At 67.6% G+C, this 15,638-nt stretch carries 16 protein-coding genes; 1 reads left to right on the top strand and 15 read right to left on the bottom strand.

All coding sequences use genetic code 11. The features are described from left to right. Positions 1-118: 118 nt before the first annotated feature. Positions 119-1,226 (bottom strand): peptide chain release factor 2 gene (prfB, locus tag VFA08_13880; protein ID HYZ14677.1). Its coding sequence is split into 2 segments (ribosomal slippage): positions 119-1,162 and positions 1,164-1,226, totalling 1,107 coding nucleotides; the frame shifts between segments, so codons are not numbered across the junction. A gap of 48 nt (positions 1,227-1,274) precedes the next feature. After that, positions 1,275-1,493: a hypothetical protein gene (locus VFA08_13885; GenBank protein HYZ14678.1), complete on the bottom strand. Its 219-nt coding sequence runs from the start codon at positions 1,491-1,493 to the stop codon at positions 1,275-1,277. Between the two features lie 243 nt (positions 1,494-1,736). Between VFA08_13885 and VFA08_13890 the strand changes: the two genes are divergently transcribed. After that, the gene (locus tag VFA08_13890) at positions 1,737-2,306 is read left to right on the top strand and encodes a hypothetical protein (GenBank protein HYZ14679.1); all 570 of its coding nucleotides are present in this window, start codon (positions 1,737-1,739) and stop codon (positions 2,304-2,306) included. An 82-nt stretch (positions 2,307-2,388) separates the two neighbouring features. On the opposite strand, the gene secA is transcribed toward VFA08_13890, so the two are convergent. The 13 genes from secA to VFA08_13955 form a co-directional block, all read right to left on the bottom strand. Further along, a complete protein-coding gene (gene secA / locus VFA08_13895) occupies positions 2,389-5,073 on the bottom strand; it encodes a preprotein translocase subunit SecA (GenBank protein ID HYZ14680.1) in 2,685 nt (894 codons plus the stop codon). 53 nt (positions 5,074-5,126) lie between these two features. Next, complete coding sequence (locus tag VFA08_13900) at positions 5,127-6,440, bottom strand: MFS transporter (protein HYZ14681.1); 1,314 nt, start codon at positions 6,438-6,440, stop codon at positions 5,127-5,129. Then, the gene (locus VFA08_13905; GenBank protein HYZ14682.1) at positions 6,437-7,120 is read right to left on the bottom strand and encodes a response regulator transcription factor; all 684 of its coding nucleotides are present in this window, start codon (positions 7,118-7,120) and stop codon (positions 6,437-6,439) included. Before VFA08_13905 ends, VFA08_13900 begins: the two co-directional genes overlap by 4 nt. Continuing rightward, complete coding sequence (gene raiA / locus VFA08_13910; GenBank protein ID HYZ14683.1) at positions 7,117-7,497, bottom strand: ribosome-associated translation inhibitor RaiA; 381 nt, start codon at positions 7,495-7,497, stop codon at positions 7,117-7,119. The genes VFA08_13905 and raiA overlap by 4 nt, the downstream gene beginning before the upstream one ends. Before the next feature lie 199 nt (positions 7,498-7,696). Continuing rightward, on the bottom strand, positions 7,697-8,509 hold the full coding sequence (locus VFA08_13915; protein ID HYZ14684.1) for a double zinc ribbon domain-containing protein: 813 nt from the start codon (positions 8,507-8,509) through the stop codon (positions 7,697-7,699). Positions 8,510-8,558: 49 nt separating this feature from the next. After that, positions 8,559-9,221 (bottom strand): hypothetical protein, encoded by a 663-nt coding sequence (locus VFA08_13920; GenBank protein ID HYZ14685.1) that lies wholly within the window; start codon positions 9,219-9,221, stop codon positions 8,559-8,561. Next, a complete protein-coding gene (gene ahcY / locus VFA08_13925; GenBank protein HYZ14686.1) occupies positions 9,203-10,462 on the bottom strand; it encodes an adenosylhomocysteinase in 1,260 nt (419 codons plus the stop codon). The genes VFA08_13920 and ahcY overlap by 19 nt, the downstream gene beginning before the upstream one ends. Before the next feature lie 30 nt (positions 10,463-10,492). After that, positions 10,493-11,350: a purine-nucleoside phosphorylase gene (locus VFA08_13930; protein HYZ14687.1), complete on the bottom strand. Its 858-nt coding sequence runs from the start codon at positions 11,348-11,350 to the stop codon at positions 10,493-10,495. Continuing rightward, positions 11,347-12,411, bottom strand: a complete 1,065-nt coding sequence (locus tag VFA08_13935; protein HYZ14688.1) for a bifunctional phosphoglucose/phosphomannose isomerase — start codon at positions 12,409-12,411, stop codon at positions 11,347-11,349. The genes VFA08_13930 and VFA08_13935 overlap by 4 nt, the downstream gene beginning before the upstream one ends. Further along, positions 12,408-12,596 (bottom strand): Trm112 family protein, encoded by a 189-nt coding sequence (locus tag VFA08_13940; protein HYZ14689.1) that lies wholly within the window; start codon positions 12,594-12,596, stop codon positions 12,408-12,410. Before VFA08_13940 ends, VFA08_13935 begins: the two co-directional genes overlap by 4 nt. A 52-nt stretch (positions 12,597-12,648) precedes the next feature. Beyond that, positions 12,649-14,007 (bottom strand): phosphomannomutase/phosphoglucomutase, encoded by a 1,359-nt coding sequence (gene manB / locus VFA08_13945; GenBank protein HYZ14690.1) that lies wholly within the window; start codon positions 14,005-14,007, stop codon positions 12,649-12,651. Between the two features lie 80 nt (positions 14,008-14,087). Then, the gene (locus tag VFA08_13950) at positions 14,088-14,306 is read right to left on the bottom strand and encodes a hypothetical protein (GenBank protein ID HYZ14691.1); all 219 of its coding nucleotides are present in this window, start codon (positions 14,304-14,306) and stop codon (positions 14,088-14,090) included. A gap of 185 nt (positions 14,307-14,491) precedes the next feature. Then, on the bottom strand, positions 14,492-15,550 hold the full coding sequence (locus VFA08_13955) for a L,D-transpeptidase/peptidoglycan binding protein (GenBank protein ID HYZ14692.1): 1,059 nt from the start codon (positions 15,548-15,550) through the stop codon (positions 14,492-14,494). Positions 15,551-15,638: the final 88 nt, after the last annotated feature.

Here is a 15,638-nt window from a genome sequence, read left to right on the forward strand (position 1 = left end):
GGGATCCGCCTCTCGTACGCCGAGCCGGTCGTCGGACGCGGCATCGCCGCGTCCGCGGTCGTGTGGGGAGCGTTCGCGATCGCGGTCGCCGCTGTCGCGGTTCGGGAGCGACGAACGGCTACGCCGCGCCTTCCGCGCGTCTCCTGAGCTCGGCCTCGATCAGCTCCTCGATGTCGCCGTCCAGAACGCGGTCCACGTCACCGATCTCAACGTTCGTGCGGTGGTCCTTGACCAGCCGGTACGGCGCCAGCACGTAGGAGCGGACCTGCGAGCCGAAGTCGATCCCCTTCCGTTCGCCACGGAGGTTCTCTATTCGCTCCGCCTGTTCCTCCCGCATCCGTTCGGCTAGTCGCGCCTTCAAGATCCGCATCGCGCCCGCACGGTTCTGCAGCTGCGAGCGCTCGTTCTGATAGGCCGCCTGCATCCCCGTCGGCAGGTGCGTGATGCGGACCGCCGAGTCGGTCGTGTTCACCGACTGGCCTCCCGGCCCCGTCGAGCGGTACACGTCGATCCGCAGGTCCTTGGGGTCGATCTCGATGTCGTCGTCGGCCTCCTCGAGCAACGGGATCACGTCGAGATTGGCGAACGAGGTGTGCCGGCGCTTCTGTGCGTCGAACGGGCTGATCCGAACCAACCGATGCACCCCGCGCTCGGCCGAGAGGAGCCCGTAGGCGTTGGGGCCGTGGACGATGAACGTCGCCCGCTTGATCCCGGCCTCGTCGCCGGGGAGGAGCTCGTCGACCTCGACGTCCAACCTCTCGCGCTCGGCCCACCGCAGGTACATGCGGAGCAGCATCTCCGCCCAGTCCTGGGATTCGGTGCCACCGGCGCCGGCGTGGATCGTCGCGACGGCATCGTTCTGGTCGTACTCGCCGGCGAGGAGCGTCGCGAGCTCGAGTCGTTCGACGTCGACGGAGAGCCCGTCGACGGCCCGTCCGAGATCCATGGCCATCTCGGCGTCGCTCTCCGACGCGAGCAGCTCGTCCATAGCCCGCGCGTCGCCGAGGCGGCTCACGAGATCGTCATAGCGATCGAGCTCGGCGCGGACGCGGGACAGCCGCGTGGTCAGCTGCTGTGCTCGAGCCGGGTCGTCCCAGAGCGACGGATCGGACGTCTGCCGTTCGAGCTCGGCGACCTGCGCGCGTTTGCCGTCGACGTCAAAGGAACTCCTTCGCGGCGGCGATGCGCTTGGCCAGGTCGTCCAGTCGGTCCGAGTTGTCGGTCACTGCTCAATCGTACCGACGCCCGGCGGCCTAAAGACCAACGCCGCTGAGCTACGCCTCGACGACGGGTTCGGCCGACCGGCTCCTTCGCCTGGAGAACGCGGCCCTGATCGCGGCGGCGCGGGCGGAAACGCGCTCGCGACGCGCGCGTCGTCGGGCCTCGACCAGCGGGCGGGCCAGGCGCTCCGCCTCGGCCTCGCTCAGGAGCTGTGAGATCCGCTGCCGCGCAACGAGATCACTTCCCATCATTTGCTCCACCTCCTTGCGCACGAACCTAGGGAGGCCCCGTGGATCGAGCGGTGTCGCGCGTCACCAGACCGGAGTGACGTGTCGTACTCCGCGCGACGGAGCCGGGAGCGGGCTACTGGAACCAAGCCGGTGGCTCTCCGCGACGGCGGAGGCGTGTCACACGTCACCGCGGGTCCGTGCGAGCGGGCACCGAAAGGGACACGCCGGCGGACGTACCGTCGCCCCGTTGCCGCCGAGGGGGCGGCCGTTCGGAAGGAGGAGTCGATGAGCACCAGCGCCGGGACACTGCAGCCGAAGGTTCACATCGGTGCGCCGCTCGTGTGGGCCGTGGTGGCGCTGTTCGCCGCCGCGACGATCGCGGTCTACGCGCTCACCACGACGGAGCCGCGCGAGGAGGCCGCGAGCTCCCCGACGACCGTTTCGGGTACGGCGGCAAACACGCCGACCGAGCTCCGGGGCGGCTTCATCGAAGCGGCGGCCGCACCGGTCGTCCGTCCGTTCGGTCGCGCGAGCGTCATCTCTCGCGTCGGCGACATCACCTCGACCGTCAACACGCCGTCGGAGCTGGGCACCGTCATCTCGTTCTCGTCGGCGACCCAGGCGATCGCGGTGCGGGCCAAGCAGCTCGGCCTCGACCTGACCGCTGCCGCTCCGTCGACCGCCGTCCGGGTCACCGAGGCACGCAACGCCATGCTGGGCTCGTACCTACACGCGCCGATCGCCGTCGAGATCGTCGAGGCGCGGAACGCCATGCTGGGCTCGTACCAGGAGGGTTCCGGCGACGAGATCTTGGTGAACGGCGAGCCCTGCGTGGTCTGCTGGAAGTACCGATAAGGTCCCTCGCTCGCGGGGACGACAGGGCCGGTCGGAGCAAAGCTTCGGCCGGCCCCTTCACGTTGAGGCGTCCCCGCCGCGCCTACGCGACCGCGCCGTGGCACTTCTTGTACTTCTTGCCGCTCCCACATGGACACGGTGCGTTCCGCGGCACCTTGTCCGAACGGGCCTGCGCGGCGTTCCCCGCGTTCACCTGCTGTTCCTGATCCCCGTGAACCGCCTGCACCCGCTGCGGCCTCGGCCGTCCGGGCTCGTCCTCCCGAACGAGTTCGACGCGATAGATGTACCGAACGAACCCGTCCTTGATGGAGTCGGTGAGCTCCTCGAACATCGCGTACGCCTCGCGACGGTACTCCGTGAGCGGATCCTTCTGGCCGTAGGCGCGGAGGTGGATCCCCTCTTGGAGGTAGTCCATCTCGTACAGATGCTCACGCCAGCGCGTATCGGTGATGTTCAGCAGTACGAGGCGCTCGAGCTGCCGCATGACCTGTGAGCCGAGCGAGCGCTCCTTGTCCTCGTACAGCCCGATGGCGTCCTCCACGGCGCGGTCCTCGAGCTCCTTCGTCGTGACCGTATCTTCGAGCTCGGGGCGTGTGATCCTGGTCGGGTACACCTCGGCGATCCCGGCCAGGATCATGTCGAGGTCCCATTCCTCGTTGAAGATCTCCTCTGGCGCAAGCCTCCGCACCGTCGCAGAGACGACGTCGCGAACCATGTTCAGCGCCTCGTCCTTGAAGTCCTCGCCCTGCAGGATCTTCTGGCGTTCGGTGTAGATCACCTGCCGCTGTGTGTTCATCACGTCGTCGTACTTCAGGACGTTCTTGCGGCGCTCGAAGTTCAGCTCCTCGATCTGCCCCTGGGCGTTCTCGACGGCCTTCGTCACCATCTTCGCCGTGATGGGCTCGTCGTCCGGCCACTTCAGCCGGTTCATGATCGACGCGATCCGGTCCGACGCGAACATCCGCATCAGGTCGTCCTGCAGCGAGAGGTAGAACAACGACTCGCCGGGATCGCCCTGACGACCCGAGCGCCCGCGGAGCTGGTTGTCGATGCGTCGCGACTCATGCCGTTCGGTGCCGAGGACGTACAGCCCGCCCAGCTCCACGACCTCCTCGTGCTCCGCGTCGGTTTGCTGTTTGAACTTCCGGAAGATCGGCTCGTACTCCGCCTCGTACTCGGCCCGCTCCTCCTCGTCCATCTCGAACAGCAGGAAGCGGTCGTTGTCGAACTCGCGTGCGGCCATCTCCTGCCGCGCCAGGTACTCCGGGTTGCCGCCGAGCAAGATGTCGACGCCTCGGCCGGCCATGTTCGTCGCCACCGTCACGGAGCCGATTCGGCCCGCCTGCGCGACGATCATCGCCTCCTTCTCGTGGTTCTTCGCGTTCAGGACGTTGTGTGAGATGCCGCGACGGTTCAGGTAGCCGGAGAGCTTCTCCGACTTCTCGATCGACACCGTGCCGACCAGGACCGGCTGTCCCCGCTCCTGACGGCCGACGATATCTTCGGTCACCGCATTCCACTTCTCGTCCTCGTTCTTGTAGATCAGGTCCTGCTGGTCGGAACGGATCATCTGCTTGTTCGTGGGAATCTCGATCACGTCGAGCTCGTACACCGACTGGAACTCGGCCAGCTGCGTCTTTGCCGTACCGGTCATGCCGGCGAGCTTCTCGTACATCTTGAAGTAGTTCTGGATCGTGATCGTGGCGAGCGTCTGGTTCTCCTCCTTGATCCGGACGCTCTCCTTGGCCTCGATCGACTGGTGTAGTCCCTCCGAATACCGACGGCCCTCCAAGACACGGCCGGTGAACTCGTCGACGATCTTCACCTCGCCGCTCGTTACGATGTAGTCGACGTCGCGCTTGTAGAGCTCCTTCGCGCGGAGCGCGTTCTGGAGGTGATGCACGAGCGGCGTGTGCACGTGCTCGTACAGGTTGTCGAGCCCGAGCGCCTCCTCGACCTTGTTCACGCCCGACTCGGTGACGGCGACGGTCCGCTTGGCCTCGTCGATCTCGTAGTCCTCGTCACGGCGGAGGCGAGGCGCGAGGCGGGCGAACGTTTGGTACCACTTCGCCGAATCCGCCACCATGCCGCTGATGATGAGCGGCGTGCGCGCCTCGTCGATCAGGATCGAGTCCACCTCGTCCACGATGCCGAAGGAGTGCCCGCGCTGTTGCACCATGTCCTCGGCGCGCATCGCCATGTTGTCGCGCAGATAGTCGAACCCGAACTCGTTGTTGGTGCCGTAGGTGATGTCGGAGTCGTAAGCGGGACGGCGGTCCGATGGACTCATCTGCGCTTGGATCAAGCCCACCGAGACACCGAGTGCGCGGTAGACGCCGCCCATCCACTCCGAGTCGCGCTTGGCCAGGTAGTCGTTGACGGTGACGACGTGGACGCCGCGTTCGGAGAGCGCGTTCAGGTAGGCGGGCATCGTCGAGGTGAGGGTTTTCCCCTCACCGGTCTTCATCTCGGCGATCTTGCCCTGATGGAGCACAACGGCCCCGAGGACCTGCACGTCGAAGTGGCGCTGCCCGATCGTCCGCCGAGCAGCTTCGCGAACGGTGGCGAACGCCTCGGGAAGGATGTCGTCGAGGGTCTGACCGTCGGCGAGGCGCCTGCGGAACTCCGCCGACTTCTCGCGCAGCTGTTCCTCAGAAAGTTCCTCGACCTCGGGCTCGAACGTGTTGACGAGGGCGACGACGTCCTCGAGACGCTTCAGCTTGCGGCCTTCACCGAGGGTGCCGATCTTCTGGATGACCAAAAACAACCACCTCGTACGGGCTCAGAGCGGCCGCGTGAGCGTGTGTATGTAGCGGTTTCCTATGGTACCCGAGCCCCGCGATCGCCCCGGCTGGGAGCGCTGACGACGCGCACGGGTACTGGTTCACGCCGACGAGCGACGGCGAGCACGACGAGCAACACGACGCTGGCCACGCCAAGGCCGAGGATGCGGAACCCCGCGCCCTCGAACACGAACCCGCCAGCGAAACCCGCGACTGCGGAGCTCAAGCTGACGAGCAGGTCGGTGAAGCCGAGCGCGCTCGCGCGTTCGTTCGGCTGGGTCAGATCGCTGATCACGGCGGTCGCGCCGAGGAACGTCGCCGACCAACCGAGCCCGATCGCGAACAGACCGACAGCAACGAGACCGGGACCGGCATCGGTTGCCGCGAACAGCGCGCCCACGACGCTCGTCGCACCGCCGGCGATCAGTCCGGGCCGGCGTCCGAACCGATCGAGCGCGGCCCCGATGACCGGCGAGAAGACCCACATCCCCGCGATGTGCAGGCTGATGACGGTCGATACGACGGTCGCGCTCGTGTCGTGGTGATGGAGCGCGACAGGCGTGACCCCCATCACCGCGACCATCGCCATCTGCCCAACCGCGGCGGCGATGACCGCCGTTCTGAACTGCCCTATTCGGAGGAGCTGCCGAGGGGTCCGCGCCCCGGTATCCGCGCCGACCTCGACGCGCACCGCAAGGTCGCGCGGATCGGGACGAAGTGAGAGCGCGCAGGCGAACGCCGTGATCGCCGTGACGGGAACGACGATCCACGGGAGCACGTCGGCGTCGATCGCCTCGCGCCCGGCCCAGCCGCGGAGGAACGCGATGAGGAATGGGCTCCCGACGGCGCCGATCGTCCCGACGGCGAGCACGATGCCGACGGCGCGACCGCGCTGCGAGGGCTCGTACATGTCGGCGACCGCGCCGCGTGCCAGGTTCGAGCCGCCGAACGCGAACCCGAACAACACCGTCCCCGCCAAGAGCAGCAGGACCCACCCCTGCGCGATGGCGAACGCACATACACCGCCGGCCGTCGCCAGCAACAAGTAGCTCGCCGCGAGCCCCGGCCGTCGTCCGGTCCGGTCCATCCATCGGCCGAACAGCACGGCACCGGCTGCGGCGGCAATGAAGTAGGAGCCGTTGATCACGCCGACGGCGCTGTCCCGCCCGCTGATGTCGACGGCCGCCACGCTGCCAACGATCAGCAAGACGGGAAACGTCATGGTCGCCAGGCCTTGCGACGTCGCCAGAAGCACGGTGTTGCGACTGACGAGGCGCCGTCGTTGGTCGACGGGAAGCGTCTCGTTCGTCACCACCGGGCCGCCTCCGCGGCCACCCGCCGAGACGGTCAACTGATCTCGATCATCTTCTCGCGGACGGCGTAGACGACCGCTTCCATGCGCGAATGAAGGTGCAGCTTCTCCAGGATGTTGCGGATATGGTTCTTCACCGTGTTCTCGGAGATGAACAGCGTCTTGGCGATGTCGCGGTTGTTCATCCCCTGCGCGACGAGGCGGAGGACCTCCATCTCGCGGTCGGTGAGCCTCGGCGTCGGCACTTGCGGCTTCTCCTCCGACGCCTTGCTGATGGCCGCGAACTCCGTGAGCAGCTTGCTCGCCATCGACGGGCTGATGCGCGACTGGCCCGCCCACACCGACCGGATCGCGTCGGCGACCTCATCGATGGGGATCTCCTTCAGCAGATACCCCGAGGCGCCCGCTTTGATCGCCTCGTACAGGTCCGCTTCCGCGTCGGAGATCGTGAGCATCAGGATCTTCACGTGCGGAAGCACGTCCTTGATCGCGGTGGCCGCTTCGATCCCCGAGCGCTTGGGCATGCGAACGTCCATCAGGATGACGTCCGGCATCAGCTCCTGCGCCTTCTCGACGACCTCGACGCCATCGGACGCCTCGCCGACGAGCTCGAGGTCCGCCTCCTGGTCGAGCACCATCTGGAGACCCCGACGGAACAGCGCGTGGTCATCGCAGACCAAGACGCGCAGTCGGTCGGATTCGTCGGCTCGCTGGCTCACGCTGTCTCGTCTCCGTCGCGCGCCCGTGTCGCGCGATCCCTTTCTTCACCGCTCGATTGGGCGGATTTTACGCGTCCCGCTCCCGCGATCAGCCGAGCCCGGCGCTTCTTGTGGTGGTCTCGGACCTGGCGCTCGAGCTTGTCGACGACGACGTCGAGCGCGGATTCGACCTCGCGGGCATCCGCGTGGGCTCGGTACGTCTTCCGCGCCGTGGCCGCGACGGCCTCGACGCGTTGGGAGTTCTTCTGCGAGATCACCTCGATCTCCACCCGGACGAGCGCCGGTTCCATCCGCTCGAGCCCGGAGAGCTTGTGTGCGGCGATCCGTCGCAACCGATCGCCGATCCGTCCGCCGCGCGTCTGGAGCCGCAGGTCCATCGGTCGGTCCATTCTCCACGAGAGCCGAAAGCGAGGGAAGGCGGGCTCGCGTCCGGCTGACCTGGTCTTTGGCCCCACACCCGCCTGCGGGAGTGATCGCCGGCCACGGGCCGGCTTCGCACCCTCTCCCGGCAGGGTCACCCCCACCGGGGCAGGACTTACGTCTAAACCGCGCCGTGCTCACCGACCAACGGTCGGCTTACGTGGGTCGCTTCGCCCGCGGCTGGCTTCGACTTCCGGAGAGACGTTCCCCGGTCAACCACAGACCCGGACGCGAGCCCGGGCCCGAGTATAGGTGGCGATCCTGTGTCGTGGACCTCACAAACGTCTCGCCATCCTTGAATGGGCGGTCCGATATCGCCCGCGCCGCGGTGAGCACGGAGACCTCTGAGGCACCGGCGCGCACGAGCGCGTCGGCGCACGCGGCCGCCGTGGCGCCTGTCGTCAACACGTCGTCGACGAGCACGACGCGTGAGGGCGGAACGGCGAGAGCGGCGAACGATCCGCGCATCGCGCTCCGGCGCTCTTCGCCGCGACGTCGAGCCTGCGGTCCGGCCTCGGCCGCGCGGCCGAGCAGCGGCACGACGACGAGCCCGATCTTCGGGCCGACGGCGTGCGCGAGGGCGCTCGCCTGGTCGAATCCTCGTGTCGCCTTCCTCCCCCGTGAAAGCGGTACCCACGTGATCGCGTCGGCGTCGAGGTCGCACGCCTGCGCCATCGCCGCGCCGAGCGCGTCGGCGACCGGTCGCCAGCCGGCGAACTTCAGCCGGTGGACGGCGCGACGCACCGGACCCTCGAACAGGAACGGTGCCCGCGCGGCGTGCAGCGGCTCCGGCGGGCAGTGACGACACGAGCGCACCTCGCCGCCCTGCGCTGGCGCCCCACATCGCTGACAGCGCGGAGGTCCGAGGGGGACGATCTGAACGCGGCACGCGGCGCAGAACGGCCACGGTCCGCCGCCGCACCCCGCGCAGCGTTTCGGGAACAGACCGTCGAAGAGCGCCCCGAGCACGCGCGGACGCTACTTCACGGTACCGACGAAAAGTGTTTGACGACGACCGCTACGGCGGGAGCTCGACGTCGAGCGCGCCCTGTTTGCCCTTGCCCTTGGTGCGAAGCTCGACCCGGAGCGACGACTGACCGCGCATCACCGGATACGCCACCACCTTGCCGCGTCCGGTCGTCTCGTCGATCTCCGTCTGCAGCACCTCGAGCCGTCCACCGTTCGCGAACAGCTTCGCCGTGAGCGACATAGGCGGGTCCGCGTGCAGATGCACCTTCACGGAGTCGCCACCGCACTCCACCTGTTCGACGAGCACCTTTCCATCGCCGACCGGGACAGCCCGTTCGACTTTGACCGTCCCCCGGCGAACACTCGCACGCGGCCAGGCGATCGCGAAATGGCGACCCCCATCGAACGTCCCGGCCGTACCGTCGACCTCGAGCTCCGCTCGCATCGTGTACCAACCGGGTTCCAGATCCGAGACGAACATCTCGAACGGCACGAACACGTCCCGGTGCGGAACGATGTCGAGCGTCACCGGGGCGATCGGCATGGGACGTGACACGGCCAGCCCGATCCCGACGACGTTCGCCTCTTTCCAGACGACCTGGTGCGGGTTCGCGTCCTCGCCGCGGAGGATGAACGCGCCCTTCAGCGTCGCCGGGAACCGCTCAAAGCGCGCCCTGACCGATAGCTGTTCCGTCAGGTCCCCTGCTCCCACGACCGCAGATACTCCTCCTGCTCCTTGGTCAGCGCGTCGATCTCGATCCCCATCGTCTGGAGCTTCAGCCGAGAGACCTCGGCGTCGATCTCGGCCGGCACAGGATGAACTTGGGGATCGAGTGTTCCCCGTCGCTTGACGATCCACTCGACCGAGAGCGCCTGGTTGGCGAAGGACATGTCCATGACGGCGGCGGGGTGGCCCTCGGCGGCGGCCAGGTTCACCAGCCGGCCCTCCGCGAGCAGGTGGACCCGCCGGCCGTCCGCGAACGTGAACTCGTCGACGAAGTCTCGGATGCGCCGGACGGCGCCGCCGGCCAGCTCGGCGAGTGCCGACTTGTCGATCTCGACGTCGAAGTGCCCGGCGTTCGCCAACACGGCGCCGTCCCGCATCAGCTCGAGGTGCTCGCGCCGGATCACTCCCGTGTCGCCCGTCACGGTGACGAACACCTCGCCGATGCGCGCCGCTTCCCTGAGCGGCATGACGCGGTACCCCTCCATGGCCGCCTCGAGCGCTGGGAGCGGGTCGACCTCGGTCACGACGACCTGCGCGCCGAGACCCTTCGCCCTCGACGCGACGCCACGCCCGCACATCCCGTAGCCGCACACGACGACCGTTCGACCAGCGAGCAGCAGGTTCGTCGAACGCATGATGGCGTCGATCGTCGACTGGCCTGTCCCGAACCGGTTGTCGAACAGGTGCTTGGTGTTCGCGTCGTTGACGGAGACGATCGGGTACCGCAGCGCACCGTCGGCGGCCATCGCACGCATCCTGATCACGCCGGTCGTCGTCTCCTCGGTGCCGCCGATGACCTCACCGAGCTGATCCTGTCGCTCCTTGTGCAGAAGGCTGACGAGATCCGCGCCGTCGTCCATCGTCACGTTCGGCCTGGTGTCGAGGACGGAGTTGATGTGCCGGTAGTAAGTCTCGTTGTCCTCGCCCTTGATCGCGTACACCTCGATGCCGGTCTCCTCGCACAGCGCCGCGGCGACATCATCCTGCGTCGAGAGGGGATTGGACGCGCAGAGCGCCACCTCGGCGCCCCCGGCGAAGAGCGTCTCCACCAGGTTGGCCGTCTCGGTCGTGACGTGCAGGCACGCCCCGATCGTGATGCCGGTGAGCGGTCGCTCCTTCTGGAAGCGCTCGCGGATCAAGGCGAGCACGCGCATCTCGCCGGAGGCCCACTCGATGCGCTCGCGTCCTTTCATTGCGAGTCCGAGGTCCTTCACGTCGCAGTCCATCAGTCCACTGGTTCCTTTCTCATCACCCGTTCACGCGGTGCCCGAGCTCGGACCGGCGAGCTGCGGCAGGAGCTCGTTGATGATGCGCCTGGTCGTGCCCGCGGCACGATCGGCCATCTCGAGGACCTCCTCGTGCGTCCCGGCATCGCCGGCGAGGTTCGTGACGCTGAACAACCCGAGGACGCGCATTCCGAGCGCGCGCGCCGCGGTCGACTCCGGCACCACGGACATGCCGACGACCGTTCCCCCGGCTCGCCGCAGCGCCTCGATCTCGGCGGGCGTCTCGTACGTCGGCCCCGGCATCGCCACGTAGACACCGCGGGGAACGTCGATACCCAGCGAGCGAGCGCGTTCCAATGCGAGCTCCATGAGCTCGCGGTCGAACACCGCCGACATGTCGATGAACGGCGGCGAGCCGTCGGGATTCCGCCAGCCACGGAGCGGGTTCGCGCCCATCATGTTGATCTGATCGACGCCCACGGCGACTTGACCGGCGACGAGTGAGCGGTCGATGCCGCCGACTGCTGCGGTGATCACGATCGTCCTCGCTCCGAGGATCCTCGCCAGCCGAGCCGTGAGCGCGCACGTCGACAGATCATTGCCTTCGTAGAAATGGATCCGGCCGCGGAACGCCGCAACGGGAGCTCCGTCCAACAGGCCGAGCGATAAACGCCCCTGGTGTCCCGGAACGGTCGGCGCCGGGAATCCCGGAAGATCGGAGAAGGCGAAGGACTCCGCATCGGTCATGTCATCGACCACACCGCCCAATCCCGATCCGAGGATCACAGCGACCGACGGCACGAGCGATGTTCGTTGGCGGACGACGCCGGCGGCCTCCTCCGCAAGGCGGTCTCCCGGCGCCGGCAAAACGTCGATCAGGGTGGTCATCGGTGACTCGGTTCGAGTGCGCGCTTCAAACGAACGATGGCATCGATCGGCGACGGGTCCACGCCGTTCATGAGGGCGTGGTAGGTGGAGACGAGATCCCCCTGGAGCGCCAGGGTGAACAGACGAGCGAGCGCGGAACGACCCGACGCGTGCACCTCCTCCACTTCCGCTCCGGAGGATCGCGCGATGTCGAGCGACAGCGGGAACCGTGCGGCGACGTCTGGATGCTCGCCAGGGTGACGAAGCGCCACGACGACGAACTGGTTCCCTCGGCCGTCCGACCACCCGACCACCTCGTTATGGTCGAGTTCGGGAACCGCGCTCCAGAACGCCGGTATCTTCGCGTTCTCGTTGAACTGCGTCTTCCATCTCGACGCCGCGACGCCGCCGATGCCCTCGGCGGCCCAGATCACCGGTACGCGATCGCCGATCCTCATCGCCAGCGCCTTGGCGGGATTCGACCCCGAGGGAATGTCCGGGCCGCAGCGTGAGACCTCAGCCTCCAGCTCCGCTACGGTCTCCTCGAGGTCCGAAGCCACGGCCGGCACAAGCCCGATCGACTCCAGCGCGCCGAGCGCGCCGAGCGACAGGTACCCCAGCGCTGCTCGAGGCATGAATCCGATCGGCAGGCGAACGAGACCGGCGCCGACCTCGGTCGCACGGCGCGAAAGCTCTCCTCCCGAGGTGATGGCGATCAACCGGCATCCTCGACGCGCTGCTTCGTCGAACAGCGACAGCGCCTCGGACGTGTTGCCGGAGTACGACGACGCGAGAACGAGCGAATGCGGTCCGCAGTGCTCGGGCAGCTCGGGCGTGCGAACCACGGTCGTCGGAACGTTCAGACGGTCCGCATAGAGCGCGCGGATCACGTCGCCCGACACAGCCGAACCGCCCATCCCGCACACCGCGACCGACGTCACGCCCTCGGCGGAGGGGAGGTCGTCGCTCGCGAGGCCGAGGGCGTACCCCTCGCGGCAGTGTGACGGGAGCGCACAGACGATGTCGAGCATCCGCCCCGGGTCAGCCGCCAAGAGGGCGGAGGAGTCGTCCAGGCTCGTCACGAGCGCTTCGGCTTGGACGCGGGCTTCTCGGCCTCGTCGATCAGCATCACGGGGATGCCGTCACGGATCGGGTAACGGTAGCCGCACGAACGGCAGACGAGAACCGACTCGGCCTCGATGTAGTCGACCTCGCCGCGGTCGTTCGGGCACACGAGGATCTCGAGCAGCTCCGGGTCCACTCTCATCGCGTCGCTCCTCTCCCGGCGGCCCCGTGCTCGTTCATAGGCGATCGCTTCCTCAACTCGTCGAACCCCCTGTCCGGATCACCGCGAGGACCTCGTCGGTTTTCTCCTTCAGAAGCTCCTCCGTCCTGGACTCCACGTTCAGTCGCAGTAGCGGTTCGGTGTTGCTGGGTCGAACGTTGAACCACCAGTCGTCGAACTCTACCGTCAGCCCATCCAGCCGGTCCTGGCTGCCGCTCGCGTACGCGGCCGCGATCTGCTCGATCCGGCCGAATCGGTCGTCGACGTGGGTATTGATCTCGCCCGAGGAGGAGTAGCGGCGGAGCGGGCGGAGCAACTCCGAGAGGGGAACACCGGCGAGCGACAGCTGCTCAAGGACGACGACCGCTGCGATGACCCCCGAGTCGGCCCGGTAGTTCTCACGGAAGTAGTAGTGGCCCGAATGCTCACCGCCGAACGCCGCCCCCGTCTCCGCCATCACCTGCTTAATGAACGAATGACCGACGCGCGAGCGGATCGGGGTTCCGCCGTTCTCCCGGATCACCTCTGCCACGGCCCAAGAGCAGATCAGGTTGTGCACGATCTTCGCGCCGGGCTCGCGCGCGAGCACGGCGCGAGCCACGAGCGCCGTGACGTCCGAACCGCTCACGCCCTCGGCGCGTTCGTCGACGAAGAACACGCGGTCGGCGTCTCCGTCGAACGCGAGTCCGACGTCGGCCTCTCGGGCGAGCACCTCGCGTTTGAGGTCGCGCTGGTTCTCCGGATCGATCGGGTCGGCGGGATGGTTCGGAAACGTGCCATCGAGCTCGGCGAACAGGTACGTGACCTTCAACGGCAGACGCGCGAACACGGCGGGCACGACGAGCCCGCCCATCCCGTTCGCCGTGTCGACCACGACGTTCAATGGCCGAACGTTCGGCGCGTCGATGAACGACAGCACGTGCTCCACGTATTCGTCGAGGAGATCGGCGCGACGCACGGACCCTCGCGCCGCGACCGGCGGCCGTTCCTCTCCCTGGGCGATGGCACGGATCTCTTCGAGTCCCGTCTCCTCTCCGACCGGTCGCGCGCCGGCGAGGCAGAACTTCACGCCGTTGTATCGCGGCGGGTTGTGGCTGGCAGTGAGCATGATCCCTGCGGCGTCGAGGGAACCGGAGGCGAAGTACAGCAGGTCGGTCGACGCGAGCCCCAGGTCGACGACGTCGGCTCCGCGCGACGTGATCCCGTCCCGGATCGCCTCGGCGAGCGAGGGCGACGACAGACGGCAGTCGTAGCCAACGATGACCGAACTCAGGTCGGCCCAGTCGACGAACGCTGCGCCCACCCGCCGCGCGACGTCCTCGTCGAGCTCGTCCGGAACGACACCGCGAACGTCGTACGCCTTGAAGATGGAGCGCAGGTCACATCGGGGCACGGTTCCGGCATCCTACTGAAGGCGCAGTGCCCGATCGGCCCACGTTCTGCGGCCGTGCCGCTCGAGCCGCGCTCGACGAGCTACCGGCGCTGCGGGATCACGCCGCCGATGACCGAGCGGAGCGGAACCGGCTCACCGTCGCGGTACCACCACTTCGCCTCGCACAGGTGGCAGGTCGTGAAGGACAGGTCACTGCCGCCGACGCTCATCGTGATCGTGATGACGTCGCCCTGGTTGCAGATCGGACACGTCCCCTCGAGCTTGTCGAGCTTGTCGAGCTTGTCGGGCTTGTCGGGCATATGCGTATATGGTCGGCATCGCACCCGGGGGGAGACAATGACCCCCACTCCTCATTTCGGCTGGTCCGCCCGAAGGTTCTCGCGTAGGTCGCGCGAGTGAGGGCCGGTCTGCGTGGGGTTCCTGGCCGACCTCCCGAGCGTAGGCCGAACGGTCGCCACGCCCGTTGCAGCGGAGCCGGACCACGCTACGGCTTGACGAGGACGCGCGCACCGACGGGAACGTGTGGGTACAGCTCCTCGGCGTCCTCGATATTCATGCGGATGCATCCGTGCGACGCCGCCGTCCCGATCGACGATGAATCCCACGTGCCGTGGATCCGGATGCCGGGGGCATTCAGGTACATCGCGCGCGTGCCCAGCGGATTCCCGGGGCCTGGGCCGATGGACGCCGGCAGGTCGGCCCCCCACGTGTCCGGCGCCGGGTTGTACCAGGTCGGGTTCTCCACCTTGTTGACGATCTCGAACGTGCCGACCGGGGTTGGATATCCCGGCGTTCCCGTGGCCACCCGGTACTCCCTGACCACCTCGAGGTCTTCGTACACGACGAGGGTGTTTGCCGACACGTCCACGACGAGCGTCGTTCCCAGGGAGGTGGTCGTTACCTCGGGTGTCACCTCGCGGACGGGGATGTCCACCTCGTCCACCTGACGCGCGAGCGCCTTGAGGATGCGCTGCACCGCGATATCCGACTTGATCTCCTGACCGGTGCGCGAGCGCCGCGTGACGATTTCGCCGTCCTCCAGAGCAAAGCGAGCGTCGACGGCGGGCACCGCGACCTCGCGGTACGCCTGCTCCACGAACGCATCGACGGCGCCTTCGTCCTGGACGTACTCGATCCGGAAGCCCACGTCGACCGGATGGTCGGCGATCCGGTGGTAGAGGCGCGAGAAGAGAGACATGTCGCCGGCGACGGCGTAAGCGCGATCGATCGCACCGTCGACGTCCGCCTGCACACCGAGAGCGGCCGGCGTCACCGTCCACACGGCGCCGGCCGCGTGAACCGCGAGGTCGTCGGTGAGACGAGGTTCCGCCTGTGCCTGAACGGCGCGCCGCGCCTCATCGCGCGTCATCCCACTCACGTCGACGCCACCGATGCTGACGCCGGGGAGGATTCGGTCGGCGGCCGAGGCGTCGTAGCGGTAGGCGGCGTAGGCGGTGCCGCCTCCCAAGACGCCGAGCACCGCCAGCGAGCCGAGCGCGATCTTAAGTCCTCGCCTCGACCGTCTCCTGTGCCTCATCGCCATCCGACGTGTCCTCGCGTCGCTCGACTGCTGTCGTCTTTCTACCTGCTTCAACGGCGGACTATTCCACAAGCTGAAGTCGTCATTAGCC

This window comes from Actinomycetota bacterium, assembly GCA_035640355.1.
In the GTDB taxonomy this organism is placed as follows: domain Bacteria; phylum Actinomycetota; class UBA4738; order UBA4738; family HRBIN12; genus CALGFI01.

What these genes read in the sequence shown, in the direction of transcription:
- VFA08_13890 (HYZ14679.1), top strand. Translation starts at nt 1,737, where the DNA reads ATGAGCACCAGCGCCGGGACACTGCAGCCGAAGGTTCACATCGGTGCG.
- raiA (HYZ14683.1), bottom strand. Translation starts at nt 7,497, where the DNA reads ATGGACCTGCGGCTCCAGACGCGCGGCGGACGGATCGGCGATCGGTTG.
- ahcY (HYZ14686.1), bottom strand. Translation starts at nt 10,462, where the DNA reads ATGGACTGCGACGTGAAGGACCTCGGACTCGCAATGAAAGGACGCGAG.
- VFA08_13930 (HYZ14687.1), bottom strand. Translation starts at nt 11,350, where the DNA reads ATGACCACCCTGATCGACGTTTTGCCGGCGCCGGGAGACCGCCTTGCG.
- VFA08_13940 (HYZ14689.1), bottom strand. Translation starts at nt 12,596, where the DNA reads ATGAGAGTGGACCCGGAGCTGCTCGAGATCCTCGTGTGCCCGAACGAC.
- VFA08_13950 (HYZ14691.1), bottom strand. Translation starts at nt 14,306, where the DNA reads ATGCCCGACAAGCCCGACAAGCTCGACAAGCTCGACAAGCTCGAGGGG.
- VFA08_13955 (HYZ14692.1), bottom strand. Translation starts at nt 15,550, where the DNA reads ATGGCGATGAGGCACAGGAGACGGTCGAGGCGAGGACTTAAGATCGCG.